The sequence below is a fragment of the Rhodoferax sp. WC2427 genome, from assembly GCF_040822085.1.
GTDB lineage: Bacteria > Pseudomonadota > Gammaproteobacteria > Burkholderiales > Burkholderiaceae_C > Rhodoferax_B.
On the sequence record NZ_CP162006.1, the window covers coordinates 4,409,400 to 4,423,411 of the forward strand.

At 63.5% G+C, this 14,012-nt stretch carries 14 protein-coding genes; 5 read left to right on the forward strand and 9 right to left on the reverse strand.

Features of this window, described 5'->3' with window-relative positions; translation table 11 throughout:
• Positions 1-60: 60 nt before the first annotated feature.
• Both AB3G31_RS20510 and AB3G31_RS20515 read right to left on the reverse strand, forming a co-directional pair.
• Positions 61-711: an NADPH-dependent F420 reductase gene (locus AB3G31_RS20510; protein WP_367847893.1), complete on the reverse strand. Its 651-nt coding sequence runs from the start codon at positions 709-711 to the stop codon at positions 61-63.
• A gap of 75 nt (positions 712-786) precedes the next feature.
• Positions 787-1,761: a zinc-dependent alcohol dehydrogenase family protein gene (locus tag AB3G31_RS20515; protein WP_367847894.1), complete on the reverse strand. Its 975-nt coding sequence runs from the start codon at positions 1,759-1,761 to the stop codon at positions 787-789.
• 68 nt (positions 1,762-1,829) lie between these two features.
• Between AB3G31_RS20515 and AB3G31_RS20520 the strand changes: the two genes are divergently transcribed.
• Positions 1,830-2,477: a TetR/AcrR family transcriptional regulator gene (locus tag AB3G31_RS20520; RefSeq protein ID WP_367847895.1), complete on the forward strand. Its 648-nt coding sequence runs from the start codon at positions 1,830-1,832 to the stop codon at positions 2,475-2,477.
• Between the two features lie 259 nt (positions 2,478-2,736).
• Here AB3G31_RS20520 and ssb read toward each other — a convergent pair whose 3' ends face one another.
• Both ssb and AB3G31_RS20530 read right to left on the reverse strand, forming a co-directional pair.
• Complete coding sequence (ssb, locus tag AB3G31_RS20525) at positions 2,737-3,291, reverse strand: single-stranded DNA-binding protein (RefSeq protein WP_367847896.1); 555 nt, start codon at positions 3,289-3,291, stop codon at positions 2,737-2,739.
• A gap of 24 nt (positions 3,292-3,315) precedes the next feature.
• Positions 3,316-4,488 (reverse strand): MFS transporter, encoded by a 1,173-nt coding sequence (locus tag AB3G31_RS20530; protein ID WP_367850390.1) that lies wholly within the window; start codon positions 4,486-4,488, stop codon positions 3,316-3,318.
• Positions 4,489-4,657: 169 nt separating this feature from the next.
• Between AB3G31_RS20530 and uvrA the strand changes: the two genes are divergently transcribed.
• Together uvrA and AB3G31_RS20540 are read left to right on the forward strand one after the other, a co-directional pair.
• The gene (gene uvrA, locus AB3G31_RS20535; RefSeq protein WP_367850391.1) at positions 4,658-7,555 is read left to right on the forward strand and encodes an excinuclease ABC subunit UvrA; all 2,898 of its coding nucleotides are present in this window, start codon (positions 4,658-4,660) and stop codon (positions 7,553-7,555) included.
• Positions 7,552-8,511, forward strand: a complete 960-nt coding sequence (locus AB3G31_RS20540) for a DMT family transporter (protein ID WP_367847897.1) — start codon at positions 7,552-7,554, stop codon at positions 8,509-8,511. The genes uvrA and AB3G31_RS20540 overlap by 4 nt, the downstream gene beginning before the upstream one ends.
• A gap of 43 nt (positions 8,512-8,554) precedes the next feature.
• On the opposite strand, the gene AB3G31_RS20545 is transcribed toward AB3G31_RS20540, so the two are convergent.
• The 4 genes from AB3G31_RS20545 to AB3G31_RS20560 form a co-directional block, all read right to left on the reverse strand.
• Positions 8,555-8,911: a YqjK family protein gene (locus AB3G31_RS20545; protein ID WP_367847898.1), complete on the reverse strand. Its 357-nt coding sequence runs from the start codon at positions 8,909-8,911 to the stop codon at positions 8,555-8,557.
• Positions 8,892-9,293: a phage holin family protein gene (locus tag AB3G31_RS20550; RefSeq protein ID WP_367847899.1), complete on the reverse strand. Its 402-nt coding sequence runs from the start codon at positions 9,291-9,293 to the stop codon at positions 8,892-8,894. Before AB3G31_RS20550 ends, AB3G31_RS20545 begins: the two co-directional genes overlap by 20 nt.
• Positions 9,294-9,322: 29 nt before the next feature.
• On the reverse strand, positions 9,323-9,643 hold the full coding sequence (locus AB3G31_RS20555) for a YqjD family protein (RefSeq protein ID WP_367847900.1): 321 nt from the start codon (positions 9,641-9,643) through the stop codon (positions 9,323-9,325).
• A 128-nt stretch (positions 9,644-9,771) separates the two neighbouring features.
• Positions 9,772-11,526 carry a methyl-accepting chemotaxis protein gene (locus tag AB3G31_RS20560; protein ID WP_367847901.1) on the reverse strand — a complete coding sequence of 585 codons (1,755 nt, stop codon included), beginning with the start codon at positions 11,524-11,526 and terminating at the stop codon, positions 9,772-9,774.
• Between the two features lie 206 nt (positions 11,527-11,732).
• Between AB3G31_RS20560 and AB3G31_RS20565 the strand changes: the two genes are divergently transcribed.
• On the forward strand, positions 11,733-11,924 hold the full coding sequence (locus AB3G31_RS20565) for a hypothetical protein (protein WP_367847902.1): 192 nt from the start codon (positions 11,733-11,735) through the stop codon (positions 11,922-11,924).
• Positions 11,925-11,992: 68 nt separating this feature from the next.
• Here the strand turns inward: AB3G31_RS20565 and pyrF are convergent, their stop codons facing one another.
• A complete protein-coding gene (gene pyrF / locus AB3G31_RS20570; RefSeq protein ID WP_367847903.1) occupies positions 11,993-12,820 on the reverse strand; it encodes an orotidine-5'-phosphate decarboxylase in 828 nt (275 codons plus the stop codon).
• An 82-nt stretch (positions 12,821-12,902) separates the two neighbouring features.
• On the opposite strand from pyrF, the gene AB3G31_RS20575 reads away from it, so the two are divergent.
• Entirely contained in the window at positions 12,903-13,922 is a 1,020-nt protein-coding gene (locus AB3G31_RS20575) for a pirin family protein (protein ID WP_367847904.1), read from the forward strand.
• The last annotated feature ends 90 nt before the right edge of the window (positions 13,923-14,012 follow it).

A 14,012-nucleotide genomic window follows, 5' to 3' on the forward strand; every position in this document is an offset into this window, starting at 1 on the left:
ATGGGCCTCGATGACCGAAAATATCCGGCCAGCAGCATGGGTATTGAGTTAGGAGCGTACTCAATGTTGATTCTTTTCCTTGGCAGGGTCTGCCCGGTGGTAAATGATGGCCGTGTTGGTACCGTCACCCTGCCCAAATGCCAGTTCCAGGTTGAGATGCGCGATCGCTTCAAGATAGCGTGCCGACTTGAGCGGCCCGGCGTTGACAGCGTCAAAACCGAGCTCCCCGCCAAGCGCTAAGACGGCCTGAGTGGCCTCGACGTGATCACTGGCGACAAATAAGCTGACCCTCAACCCGTTACGGTCGAGGCGCTCGGGACGAATAACATCTGCGTAGATCGTGTTGAACGCTTTGGCTACCCGTGATCCGGGAAGCATCGCTTGGATTTGCTCGGCGGCAGACGACTCTTCACCCGTGGGAAACGGAGACCAATCCGCTTTCACTGCGTTGGTGGTATCAACGACGATTTTTCCGACAAGTACCTCGGCAAGGGGCGGCAGAACCTCGCCAAGTGCAAGATAGGGCACGGCAATGATGACCATGTCGGCGCCCAGGATGGCCTCCTCGTACCCAGCAGTAGGAAACTCGGCTGCCATGAGCGCGTGAGCAGACAGATTGCGAACGCCGAGTGCGCAGCTATGGCCTGCGATTTTTGCCAGCCGGGCGATGGAATGTGCGATGGCTCCGCCACCAATAAATGCGATGTTCATTTCTGAGTTCAGGTAGGGATTTGACGTTGGCCACCGTGGGTCTCCACGTTGTGGCCGGGAATGGCGATACAGACGCTAGTTGCCCAGCTTGAGGAGCGCTTTGCCACCTTTTTGCACATGCGCAATTGCTTCACCAACTTCCTCGATGCCATATATGGCGGTCACCGGAACGCGAAGCTTTCCTGACGCAACGAGTTCCGCCGTCTCGGCAATGATTGACGGAACTGCTGACTCGTATTCAGGCTTGTCCAGATAGAAGCCGCGGTAGGTCAGGTTCTTAAAGATGATGTCTAGGACGCTGACGCTTGACGTCACGTCGCCGCCCATAACCGCATAGCTGACGATCGTTCCATTGGCGCGGAGGGAAGTTGCCAATCGGCCCACGGCAGGCCCACCAACGCCATCGAGCGCGAGACCAATTCCCCGTTCACGAACCAATGAGCGGATCTGACTGAGGGAGTCCTCGTTGTCAACAAAGGAGGCGTCTGCTCCTGCTGCGAGGGCATCGCCGATTGCATCCGATCGACGCACAAGGTTGATGGTTTTCAAACCCCGCGACTTGGCAATGGCCGTGACAGTCCTTGCAACCGCTGAGTTCCCCGCGTTCTGAAGAATCCAGTCACCAGGATTGAGGTCCACGTATTCACTCAGCATGAGCGCGGCCGTTACGGCGTTGATACGCAGCATTGCGAGTTGCTGTAGATCACCGGGTACGCCCCCTATCGAAACTACTTGCGCGGCGGGGACGATCAGCCGCTGCCTCCACGTCAAGCTATAGAGCGGCAGCACCACTACATCGCCGATAGCCAATCCGGTCACCCCTGGTCCCATGGCCAGGATTCGCCCAATACCTTCGTTACCAACGGGACTCGGCAGTTCCGGATGAACGGGGAAGACACCTTGAAGAACAAGAAGGTCGTTGAGGTTCACAGGGGCGTAGACCATGCCAACCAGGACGTCGCCGTCTCCGGGACTTGATGGCTCAGGTAGGTTGACCACAGTGAAGCCCGATGTGGGTTCGCCATAGCTTTGAAGTTCAACTGCTCGCATGAGGTGTTCCAGGGTGTAGGAGTCGGTGACTCCATTTTATAGATGATGAATATCATCCTTTTTTAAGTATGACGGTCATCATCTACAATGTCAAGCAACAACTCTGCGAGGAATCCATGGCGAATTCAAAGGCGAATAAGGCACTGAACCATGCCCGTATCGTCGAGTCGGCGTCGGTTCGCTTCCGGCAGCACGGCATTGATGGGGTTGGGGTTGCTGACTTGATGAAGGGCGTTGGAATGACGCACGGCGGCTTCTACCGGCACTTCGTATCTCGCGACGAACTTGTCGCGGAAGCGGTCGAGTGCGCTTTTGAAGAAGGAAGAGGCGTGCTTTACCGGGTTGCCTCAACGCAACAGCCACCAGCCGATGCGTTCTGTGCGCTGGTGGACGTGTATTTAAGTACGTCGCACCGGGACGAACTCGCCACCAGCTGCGCACTGACTACTCTTTCCGGCGACGTGGCTCGGAGCGGTCCCGAGGCTCGTGGGGCTTACACCAAGCAAGTGGAGACATACCTCGACCAGATCAGCATTTTTCTTGCGAATGAGAAGGGGGAAAAGAAGCGGGCAGAAGCCATTGCCGCGCTGTCTCTGCTGGTAGGCTCACTTTCCATTGCCCGAGCCGTGAACGACAGCGCCTTGTCCGATGAGATCTTGCGCACTGCCGCCGACCAAGCAAAGAGCCACTTCCTCCAAATAAAAGAGATGGCGTAGGACCGACTCGGTTGCCGGTCGCCCGGGCACCTGGTGTGATCGCGCGCCAGGGCAAGAAGGTCGTCTTCAAGCAAGCCGTGAGCAACAACCTCGCTCACGAGAAAGCGCGGCTCCAGCCCGTGAAGTTCGCCGCACAGCCTGAACGCTTCAGCGCCTGACAGCAGCGCCTGCTGGACGAAACAATACGGTGTTGGCAAATAAAAAGGCCCGTGGAATCTAATCCACGGGCCTTTTGTTTACAAATCAGGAAATATCCAGGTTAGAACGGAATGTCGTCGTCCATATCGTCAAAACCGCTGGAGGCACGGCTCGCGGGCGGCGGCGGTGCGGGCCGGGGTGCCGGGGCGGCCATCGGAGGACGGCTGGCGGGCGCGGGTGCCATGGGGCGGCGGGCGGGCGCGGGGGCCGGGCTGTTGTCGTAGCCACCGCCGTCGTCGTACCCCCCGTCATTGCCACCGCCCTGCGGGCCACCCATGCCCTGGCGGCTGCCCAGCATGGTCATTTCGGTCGCAACGATTTCGGTGATGGACTTTTCCATGCCGGTCGCGTCGTTGTACTTGCGGCTGCGGATGGAGCCCTCGACATATACCTGCGAGCCCTTGCGCAGGTACTGTTCGACGATGCCCGCCAGACCGCCGCGAAACACCACACGGTGCCATTCGGTGGCTTCACGGCGCTCGCCGGTTTGCTTGTCTTTCCAGGTTTCGGTGGTGGCGATGGTGACATTGGCCACCCGGTCGCCACTGGGGAAGGTGCGCACCTCGGGGTCGCGGCCCAGGTTGCCGACGATGATGACTTTGTTGACGGATGCCATGGTTATTCCTCTAGAGGGGATAGATTATGCGTTGACTTTGGCCGGGGCCTGCATGGGCCACGCCACCACCAGCCACGCCAGCATGGCCAGCCCGCAGGCCATGAACAGGCGGTGCGGGCCACCCCCTTTTAGCAGCGCGCCACCCGCCAGCCCCCCTGCAAAATAGCCCAATGACTGCAGCGTGTTGTACACCCCCAGCGCGCTACCGCGTACCGGGGCCGGGGCCAGGCGCGAAACCAGGCTGGGCTGGCTGGCCTCCAGCACGTTGAAGCCGCAGAAGAACAGGAACAACAAGGCCGCCATGGTGCTGACCTGCGGCGCATCGGCCACCCACAGCAGACCCAGTTGCACCAGCGCGATCAGCCCGATGGCCGCCAGGAACACCCCGCGCAGGTAGCCGCGCCGCTCCAGCGGAAACAGGCTGCCGCCCATCACCACGAACGACCCCAGCACGGCGGGCAGATACACCCACCAGTGGTGGGCCTTGTCCAGCCCGGCCTGCAGCAGCAGCGCAGGCACGGCCATCCACATGGCCAGTTGCACGGCATGCAGCACAAACACGCCAAAGTTCAGCCGCAGCAGGCCCGCGTGCGCCAACACCTCGCTCAGCTTGCCACGGGGCTGGTTCTTGTGCAGCAAGGGCTCGGGCGGCACCACCCACAGCACCACCGCAATCCCGGCCAAGGCCAGGCCGCCGGTCAGGGCAAACAGCCCTGTCAGGCCAACATGCGCAGCCAGCACAGGCGCCAGCACCAGTGACAGGGAGAACACCAGCGCAATGCTGCCGCCCACCAGCGCCATGGCCTTGGTGCGCACGGCATCGCGGGTCTGGTCGGCCAGCAAGGCCGTCACGGCGGCCGAGATCGCCCCGGCCCCCTGCACGGCGCGGCCCAACAGCAGCCCGTTCAGGCTATCTGCCATGGCCGCCAAGAAACTGCCTACGGCAAACAGCAGCAAACCCAGCACGATTACCCGCTTGCGCCCCAACCGGTCCGAGGCCATGCCAAAAGGCAGCTGTAGCAGCCCCTGCGTCAGCCCGTAAATGCCCATGGCCAGCCCCACGCGGGCCGGGTCGTCGCCACCGGGAAACTTGGCCGCCTCCAATGCGAACACCGGCAGCACCAGGAACAGACCCAGCATGCGCAGTGCAAAGATCAGGGCCAGCGACAGGCTGGCGTGCCGCTCCGACGGCGTCATCGCCACCGAAGGGGTGGCGGAAGTGGGGGAAATGGAGGCAGAAGGTTGGGACACGATGGGCACCATAGACCGTTGGCAAGCAAACAGCCCACGATTGTCTATCATCACGGGTTACCCCTAGTTTGGCCCCACCTTGAATTCTGATCTCACCGACACGTCTTCCGACGGCATGTACCTGCGCAATGCCCTGCAGCTGCAACGCATCAGCATCCGTGGCGCACGCACCCACAACCTGAAGAACATCGACCTGGACATCCCGCGCAACCAGCTGGTCGTGATCACCGGGCTGAGCGGCTCGGGCAAGTCCAGCCTGGCGTTTGACACCCTGTACGCCGAAGGCCAGCGCCGCTATGTGGAAAGCCTGAGCACCTACGCCCGGCAGTTCCTACAGTTGATGGACAAGCCGGATGTGGACCTGATCGAAGGCCTGAGCCCGGCCATCTCCATCGAGCAAAAGGCCACCAGCCACAACCCGCGCTCCACCGTAGGCACGGTCACCGAGATCCACGACTACCTGCGCCTGCTGTTCGCCCGCGCCGGCACGCCCTACTGCCCCGACCACGACCTGCCGCTGCAAGCCCAGACGGTGAGCCAGATGGTGGATGCGGTGCTGGCTCTGCCGGTGGACACCCGCCTGATGGTGGTGGCCCCGATCGCCCGCGAGAAGAAGGGCGAATACGCCGACGTGTTTGCCGACATGCAGGCCCAGGGCTATGTGCGCTTTCGGGTGGACGGCGAAACCTTTGAGTTCGATGCACTGCCCAAGCTGAAAAAGACCGAAAAGCATAACATCGACGTGGTGATCGACCGCGTCAAGGTGCACGGCGACACGGAATCCCAGGCGATGGCCGCCCAGCGCCAGCGCCTGGCCGAAAGCTTTGAGGCCTCGCTGCGGCTGGCCGAGGGCAAGGCCATCGTGGTAGAGATGGCCTCGGGCCAGGAGCATTTGTTCAACGCCAAGTTCGCCTGCCCGATCTGCAGCTATTCCATCAGCGAACTGGAGCCGCGGCTGTTCTCGTTCAACTCGCCCGTGGGGGCCTGCCCGGCCTGCGACGGCCTGGGGGCGCAGGAGCTGTTCGACCCGACGCGGGTGGTGGCCTTCCCATCGCTCAGCCTGGCCAGCGGGGCCATCAAGGGCTGGGACCGGCGCAACGCCTACTACTTCACCCTGCTGGAAAGCCTGGCCAAGCACTACAAATTCGACATCGAGCAGGCCTTCGAGACCCTGCCCGCCGAAGTGCAGCAGGCGATCCTGCACGGCTCGGGCGACGAAGACATTGCCTTCCACTACCTGATGGACACCGGCCCCACGGCGGGCAAAAAGCTGCGCAAGAAGCACCCCTTCGAGGGCATCATCCCCAATATGCAGCGGCGTTACCGCGAAACCGACTCCAACCTGGTGCGCGAAGACCTGGCCCGCTACCGCACCACCCAACCCTGCGTGACCTGCGGCGGCTCCCGGCTACGGCGCGAAGCCCGGCATGTGAAGGTGGGCGAAGGCAGCCAGGCCCGCGCCATCTTCGAGATCAGCCACACCACGCTGCGCGACTGCTTTGCCTACTTCAACACCCTGAAGATGGGCGGGGCCAAAGGCGAGATCGCCCACAAGATCGTGCGCGAAATCGGCCTGCGCCTGAAATTCCTGAACGACGTGGGCCTGAACTACCTGAGCCTGGACCGCAGCGCCGAAACCCTCAGCGGCGGCGAATCCCAGCGCATCCGGCTGGCCTCGCAGATCGGCTCCGGCCTGACGGGCGTGATGTACGTGCTGGACGAGCCCAGCATCGGCCTGCACCAGCGCGACAACGACCGGCTGATCGCCACCCTGCAGCACCTACGCGACATCGGCAACAGCGTGCTGGTGGTGGAGCACGACGAAGACATGATGCGCGCCGCCGACCACGTGATCGACCTGGGCCCCGGCGCGGGCGTGCACGGCGGGCGAGTGATGGCGCAGGGCACCTTCGACGAGGTCAAGGCCAACCCCGACTCGCTCACCGGCCAGTACCTGGCGGGCACCTTGAAGATCGACGTGCCCACCGCGCGGCAAAAGCCCGCGGCCCTTGTTCCCGGTGAAGGCTGGTTGTCGATCGTCGGCGCCACCGGCCACAACCTTCAATCCGTCAACGCCGACATCCCGGTCGGCCTGTTCACCTGCGTCACCGGCGTGTCCGGCTCGGGCAAGTCCACCCTGGTCAACGACACGCTGTACACCGCGGTGGCGCGCCAGCTCTACCGCGCCCACGACGAGCCCGCCGAGCACAGCGAGATCATTGGCATCGAGCAGTTCGACAAGGTCATCAACGTCGACCAGTCGCCGATTGGCCGCACACCGCGCAGCAACCCGGCCACCTACACCGGCCTGTTCACCCCCATCCGCGAGCTGATGGCCGAGGTGCCAATGGCGCGCGAACGCGGCTACGGGCCGGGACGCTTCAGCTTCAACGTGGCCGGGGGCCGCTGCGAGGCCTGCCAGGGCGACGGCATGGTCAAGGTGGAGATGCACTTCCTGCCCGACGTGTACGTGCCCTGCGACGTATGCAAGGGCCAGCGCTACAACCGCGAGACGCTGGAGGTGCTGTACAAGGGCAAGAACATCGCGCAAATTCTGGAGCTGACGGTCGAGGCCGCCTACACCTTTTTGCAGGCGGTGCCCACCATCGCCCGCAAGCTGCACACCCTGCTGGACGTGGGCCTGAGCTACATCAAGCTGGGCCAGTCGGCCACCACACTGTCGGGCGGCGAAGCCCAGCGCGTCAAGCTGGCGCTGGAGCTGAGCAAGCGCGACACCGGCCGCACGCTCTACATCCTGGACGAGCCCACCACCGGCCTGCACTTTGCCGATATCGCCCTGCTGCTCAAGGTGCTGCACCAGCTGCGCAGCGCGGGCAACACCATCGTGGTGATCGAGCACAACCTGGACGTGATCAAGACCGCCGACTGGCTGATCGACATGGGCCCCGAAGGCGGCGCAGGCGGCGGCACCGTGGTGGGCGTGGGCACGCCCGAACAGATTGCCGCCAACCCCGCCAGCCACACCGGTAAATACCTGGCGCGGCTGCTGTGACAGGCTCCGCACCCCTCTTCCCGCCCTCCTCCATCTTTACCCAGCGCAATGTGGTGTTTTTGTTGGCCTCGCTGTGCTGCCTGCTGTGGGGCAGCGCCTACCCGGCCATCAAGAACGGCTACGCGATGTTCCATATCGCGGCCAATGACATCCCCACCAAGCTGGTGTTTGCGGGTTACCGCTTTGCCTTGGCCGGGCTGGTATTGCTCGTGTTTGCGGCCATCAGCAAGAAGCCGGTGTTCGCCATCAAGCTACGGACGTTGGGCCAGATGACCCTGCTGGGCCTGACGCAGACCAGCCTGCAGTACGTGTTCTTCTACATCGGGCTGGCCTATGCCACGGGGGTGAAGAGCTCCATCATGAACGCCACCGGCACCTTCTTCAGCGTGCTGCTGGCGCACTTCATCTACAAAAATGACCGCCTGAGCTTCAACAAGGTGCTGGGCTGCGTGGTGGGCTTTGGGGGCGTGATGGTGGTCAACTTCCGCCCGGGCCTGCTGAGTTTTGATTTCACCCTGCTGGGCGAAGGCAGCGTGGTGTTCGCGGCCTTCATCCTGTCGGCGGCCAGCATCTACGGCAAGAAGCTGTCGCAGCAGGTGGATTCGGTAGTCCTCACCGGCTACCAGCTGGCGATTGGCGGGGTGGCGCTGCTGCTGCTCGGCTTTGCTACGGGTGGCGCGCTGGAGGCCTTTACCTGGGCCTCTGCCGCCCTCATGCTGTACATGGTGGCGCTGACCTCGGTGGCGTTTTCGCTGTGGACGATTTTGCTGAAGTACAACCGGGTCAGCATGGTCACGGTGTTCAACTTCATGGTGCCGGTGTTCGGCACGCTGCTGTCGGCGCTGTTTCTGGACGAGCGGTTTCTGGAGTGGAAGAACGCCGTGGCGCTGCTGCTGGTGTGCGGCGGCATCTGGCTGGTGACCAAGGAAGAGGCACCCGCCCCGCAAAAAATATAAAAAATAGGCCGCTCGCGCTTATTCCATCAGCACGAGCAGCTATTTATTTAGTAGCAAAGTAGTTTTTGACGGCAACCACCTGGCGCACGATGTCCATGAACGTGCCCGGCTGCCATTGCTGTACGGCACGGAAGCCGCGCCAGATGAAGAAACCCCGCTTGGCCCAGCGCCACACGCCCTTGGGCTTGACCAGCACCAGCCCGCCCAGCAGCAATGCCATGGCCACAGGCCGCGCACGCACGTAGGCCACGGCTTCGGCCACCAGGGCGCTCAGGACATTGCTGGCGTTGGATACGCGCCGCAAGGGGGCCAGTTCGCGGACCAGATTGGCACGCTGGGCCTGGATGCGCTCCGTCAGGCGGGCGCGTTCCTGGTCCAGCTCAGCGAGGGTCTTTGCCATGGTCGCTTGCCGCTTTGAGTTGGCGCAGGTCTTCTTGCAGCTCGGCCAGGCTGCCGGCAAACACACCGTCGAAACTGTGGGTCGAGCGGCGCAGCTTGGCAAGGCAGACCAGTGCCGCCCCCAGGAACAGCACGATCAGGCCCGACAGCAGCCATACCCGCTGGTCCCACAGCAAGATGATCGCCAGCCCGACCACCAGCAGCACGCCCATACCGGCGCAGGCCACCATGGCCAGCACCAGGGTCAGCTCGCGCAGGGCGCGGTGCTTCTCGGTCAGTATCTCGTTACCCAGCAGTTGCAGGCGGGTGTGCGCCATCGCCAGCAAGGAGATGGGTATGTTTTTCAAGGCGGCGAAGGGGCCGCCGCCCGATGCGCTACGCATACGGAACCCGTGGGGGTTCGCTCAGGCGATCAGCGGCGACCGATGATCAAACCGACCAGCAGGCCCACGCAAGCGGCCACGCCCACCGCCGTCCAGGGGGACTCGTGCACGTAGTCGTCAGTGGCGCGGGCGGCCTTTTTGGTGTGGTGGCGCAGGGCGGCTTCGGCATCCACCAGGCGTTCGCGGGCATCGCTCAGGCGGGCCTTGACGCGGGCGCGCAGCTGGCTGATCTTGTCGCCGGACTGGTCGGCGGTGTCGCTCAGCATCTCTTCGGCCTCGGAGATCACAGATTTGATGTCACTGACCAATTGTTCTTGGGTATCGATGGCGGATTGGAAGGCATTGGACATGTGCGTCTTTCGGTTAGGGGTTGAAGAGGTAGACGGTCTAAAGGTTAGCAGATTGGATTGGAGAATTTCACGGGCATCCACACGATACTGACATTTGGAAACACTTTAAAAACACCCAACCCACCGGCTTAAAACGCGGTCCAATCGTCGTCTTTGCCGGCACTGGCCAGCACCGGGGCGGCCAGCACTTTGCGGGGCGCGGCGGGCGCCGACGCCTTTCGCACCGGTGCCGGGATCTTGGCAGCCACCGGTTTGGGGACGGGTGCGGCGACCTGCCGGGCCGCAGCCGCCAGGGGCCGCGCAGGGGCCACCGCACGGGTGGCTCCGGCGCTCAATTTGAACACCGACACCGCACCGACCAGATCGTCCGCCTGGGTTTTCATGCTGCCCGCAGCAGCGGCCATTTCTTCCACCAGCGCGGCGTTTTGCTGGGTGGCCTGGTCGATCTGCACAATCGCCTCGCCAATCTGCGCCACGCCGGCGCTTTGTTCGTTGCTGGCGGCGCTGATTTCGCCCACGATGTCGGTGACGCGGCGGATCGCGCTGACCACTTCGCCCATGGTGGCACCGGCCTTGTCCACCAGGACGGTGCCACGCTCTACCCGCTCCACGCTGGTGGAGATCAGGCTCTTGATTTCTTTGGCCGCGTCGGCGCTGCGCCCGGCCAGACTGCGGACTTCGCTGGCCACCACGGCAAAGCCCCGGCCCTGCTCACCGGCCCGGGCAGCTTCCACGGCCGCGTTCAAGGCCAGGATATTGGTCTGGAAGGCGATGCCGTCGATCACGCCAATGATGTCGGCAATGCGGCGGGAGCTGTCGTTGATGCCCTGCATGGTGGTCACCACCTCGGCCACTACCTCGCCGCCCTGCACCGCCACGCTGCTGGCGCTCAGGGCCAGTTGGTTGGCCTGGCGGGCGTTGTCGGCGTTTTGGCGCACGGTGGAGCTCAGCTCTTCCATGCTGGCGGCGGTTTCTTCCAGCGCGCTGGCCTGCTGTTCGGTACGGCCGCTCAGGTCGTGGTTGCCCTGGGAAATCTGGTGGCTGGCGCTGGCCACGCTCTCCGAGCTTTGGCGCACGTGGGCCACCAGCTTGACCAGGCTGGCCTGCATGGCGGCCATACGCGCCACCACACTGGTGTGGTCGCCCGCCTTGACGGTGATCTGGCGCGACAAATCGCCTTCGGCGATGGCGGAGGCATCGGCGGCCAGGTCAGCGGGCTCGCCACCCAGGGGGCCGGTGATGCTGCGGGCAATGAACATGCCCACCACCACCACCAGCACCACCGCCAGTGCAATCACCGCGATGCTGATGGTGGTGCTTTGCCGCACCAACGAGGCCGCCTCTTCGTTGGTTCTGGCGCCAATGGCGGTATTCAGGTCCAACAGTTCCGACATCAGATCGTCCGCCACCTTGAACAGCCCGACGGTTTCGCCGTTCATGGCCTGCATGGCTTCTGTATTCTTGTCCTCATAGCTGAACTTCTGGACCTTGGCCGCGCTGGCAAGGTACGGGGGCCATGCGGCATCGATTTTGCGCAGCAACTCCACTTCAGGGGGCGTGAGCTCGGTTTTGCGGTACTTGTCGAGCAGCGCCTTCATTTGCGCCTCGTACTGCGTCATCTGCGCACCGATCTTGTCCATCTCCGGCTGTTTGGACTCGATCACGTAGGCGTACAGCGCGCGGTTGTGGTAGATCGCCTTCATATTGGCGTTGCCGATATCGCCCACGGGCACCAGGTTGTTCTCGTACATGTTCACCAGCATGCCGTTGAGCTGTGAGACCCGGGTCATCCCAAACAAGCCCACAGAAAGTGCAATCAGGGCACTGATGAGTGCAAATGCCATCAGGCGGGATTGGACTCTGGTGCTTTCAAGAAACAGCATGGACGGTGCTCCTGTGGATCTAGGGATGGTGGATGCCAGAGCTGCATCGGCCAACGCAGACTTTGGCCGTAAACATATGTAAATTCATCATAACCAACCCAGCTGGAAAATCCAGCTATGCCCCACTACACTGCGCTAAAACCGGTTCATATTGCCTTTGCCCGGCACCAAAGCGATAGTGGACAGGTTCCAACCAGGTATGCACCATGAAAAAGCAACAGCCGGAACGGTTTTGGGAAGTCGACCTGGGCGCACTGCTGCTGCTCTGGTGGAATGACATTTCCACGTTTGTCAAAACCGCCGTGATGTTCTGCGCTTTGTCGCTGCCGGTGCTGATTCCGGCGCTGATCATGTGGCTGATGCTGGTCAACAACATCAGCTTTGAGTCGGTCCCCTGAGGGCGTCTACCCCCTCAAGGAAAATAGGCTGCCTGCGCTTATTCCACGGGCGTAAGCAGCTATTTAATTTATAGCGGACGGGCGGCTTGCAAGGTATCCCGCGTGTCCAGGGCCACACGGCGGGCCGCGTCGGCAAAGTCGTCACCGCCGGAGGCATACAAAATCGCCCGCGACGAATTCACGATCAGCGGGCCGTTGGCCGTCCACCCCGCCTGCACCGTGGCGCGGGCATCGCCCCCCTGGGCGCCCACGCCGGGCACCAGCAGCGGCACGGTGGGCGCCAGGGCGCGCACCCGGGCGATCTCTTCAGGGTAAGTGGCCCCCACCACCAGGCCGAGCTGGCCGTTCAGGTTCCACGGGCCCTGGGCCAGCTGGGCCACATGCTCATACAACAGGGGCTGGCCGGGCACGTTGGCCAGGCGCTGGTTTTGCAGGTCGTCACCACCGGGGTTGGAGGTGCGGCACAGCAGGAACGCACCCTTGCCGGGGTACTTGAGATACGGCTGCACCGAGTCGAAGCCCATGAACGGCGACAGGGTCACGGCATCGGCCAGGTAGCGCTCGAAAGCCTCCACCGCGTACTGCTCGGCGGTGGAACCGATGTCGCCGCGCTTGGCATCCAGGATGATGGGCACGTGCGGCGCCACACGGCGGATATGGGCCACGACGCGCTCCAGCTGGTCTTCGGCGCGGTGGGCGGCAAAGTAGGCGATCTGCGGCTTGAAGGCGATGGCCAGGTCGGCCGTAGCCTCGACGATGCGGGCGCAGAAGTCGGCAATCTTGCTGGCGTCACCGCGCCATGCGCCAGGGAAGCGGGCCGGATCGGGGTCGAGCCCGACGCAGAGCATGGAGGCATTGCGCTGCCCGGCGGTGTGGAGCATGTCTAGGAAGGTCATGCCCCGGATTTTACGGGCCGGGGTTCGGCGGCTTGCACAATGCTTGGCAGCCCCCATTTGTTGCTTTTACCGAAAGCCCTCCATGTCCGCCATCCTGCAAGTCCAGCCCCTGGGTTTCCCGTGGGCCACCATCGACCCGTTTCTGTTCTGCGCCTACCACGACGATGCCTACCCAAGCGCCAACGCGCAGATGGGCCCGGCCACCTCGCTGGCGGGCCGCGCCATCGGCCAGGACTTCAGCCGCAAGGACGGCTGGAGCATGTACCACGGCGAGACGGTGCCGGGCTTTCCGCCCCACCCGCACCGTGGCTTCGAGACCGTCACCATCGTCCGCCAAGGCCTGGTGGACCACGCCGACTCGCTGGGGGCCAGCGCCCGCTACGGCGCGGGCGACGTGCAGTGGCTGACCACCGGGCACGGCATCGTGCACGCCGAAATGTTTCCGCTACTCCGCCAGGGTGAGCCCAACCCGCTGGAATTGTTCCAGATCTGGCTCAACCTGCCTGCGCGCAACAAGATGGTGGACCCGCACTTCACCATGTTCTGGCAGCACCAGGTGCCGCGCACCACCTTCACCGACGCGGCAGGCCTGGCCACCGAAGTGCTGGTCACGGCTGGCAACCTGGCCGATGCCACGCCCCCGGCCCCGCCGCCCGACTCCTGGGCCGCCCAGCCCGAGGCCGACGTGGCCATCTGGACCATCACCATGGCCCCCGGGGCCCGCTGGACCCTGCCTGCAGCCAAAGGTGCCGACACGCAGCGGCAGCTGTATTTCTTCAAAGGCCAGTCGGTGCAAGTGGCCGGGCAAGCCGTGTCCAGCCACGCGGCCATCACCCTGGATGCCGGGGTGGACGTAGCGCTGGTCAACGGCCCGCTGGCCAGCGAATTCCTGCTGCTGCAAGGCCGCCCGCTGGGCGAGCCGGTGGCCCAGTACGGCCCGTTCGTGATGAACACCCGCGCCGAGATCGAGCAGGCCATGGCCGACTACCGCCGCACCCAGTTCGGCGGCTGGCCCTGGGGCGACGACGCTCCGGTACATGGCCGCGACCCGGCGCGGTTTACCCAGATGGTGGGCGCCGAGAAGGTGCTGGCGGGCGGGTAGGCGGCGGCGGCCAGGCGCGGGCATGCTACGCAAATAGTAGCTGCTCACGCTGGTCTTATAAGCACCAGAGGCCGATTTGGCTTAAATCGC

What these genes read in the sequence shown, in the direction of transcription:
- AB3G31_RS20560 (WP_367847901.1), bottom strand. Translation starts at nt 11,526, where the DNA reads ATGCTGTTTCTTGAAAGCACCAGAGTCCAATCCCGCCTGATGGCATTT.
- AB3G31_RS20530 (WP_367850390.1), bottom strand. Translation starts at nt 4,488, where the DNA reads ATGACGCCGTCGGAGCGGCACGCCAGCCTGTCGCTGGCCCTGATCTTT.
- AB3G31_RS20510 (WP_367847893.1), bottom strand. Translation starts at nt 711, where the DNA reads ATGAACATCGCATTTATTGGTGGCGGAGCCATCGCACATTCCATCGCC.
- ssb (WP_367847896.1), bottom strand. Translation starts at nt 3,291, where the DNA reads ATGGCATCCGTCAACAAAGTCATCATCGTCGGCAACCTGGGCCGCGAC.
- AB3G31_RS20515 (WP_367847894.1), bottom strand. Translation starts at nt 1,761, where the DNA reads ATGCGAGCAGTTGAACTTCAAAGCTATGGCGAACCCACATCGGGCTTC.
- pyrF (WP_367847903.1), bottom strand. Translation starts at nt 12,820, where the DNA reads ATGACCTTCCTAGACATGCTCCACACCGCCGGGCAGCGCAATGCCTCC.
- AB3G31_RS20565 (WP_367847902.1), top strand. Translation starts at nt 11,733, where the DNA reads ATGAAAAAGCAACAGCCGGAACGGTTTTGGGAAGTCGACCTGGGCGCA.
- AB3G31_RS20575 (WP_367847904.1), top strand. Translation starts at nt 12,903, where the DNA reads ATGTCCGCCATCCTGCAAGTCCAGCCCCTGGGTTTCCCGTGGGCCACC.
- AB3G31_RS20550 (WP_367847899.1), bottom strand. Translation starts at nt 9,293, where the DNA reads ATGCGTAGCGCATCGGGCGGCGGCCCCTTCGCCGCCTTGAAAAACATA.
- AB3G31_RS20545 (WP_367847898.1), bottom strand. Translation starts at nt 8,911, where the DNA reads ATGGCAAAGACCCTCGCTGAGCTGGACCAGGAACGCGCCCGCCTGACG.
- AB3G31_RS20555 (WP_367847900.1), bottom strand. Translation starts at nt 9,643, where the DNA reads ATGTCCAATGCCTTCCAATCCGCCATCGATACCCAAGAACAATTGGTC.
- AB3G31_RS20520 (WP_367847895.1), top strand. Translation starts at nt 1,830, where the DNA reads ATGACGGTCATCATCTACAATGTCAAGCAACAACTCTGCGAGGAATCC.
- uvrA (WP_367850391.1), top strand. Translation starts at nt 4,658, where the DNA reads ATGTACCTGCGCAATGCCCTGCAGCTGCAACGCATCAGCATCCGTGGC.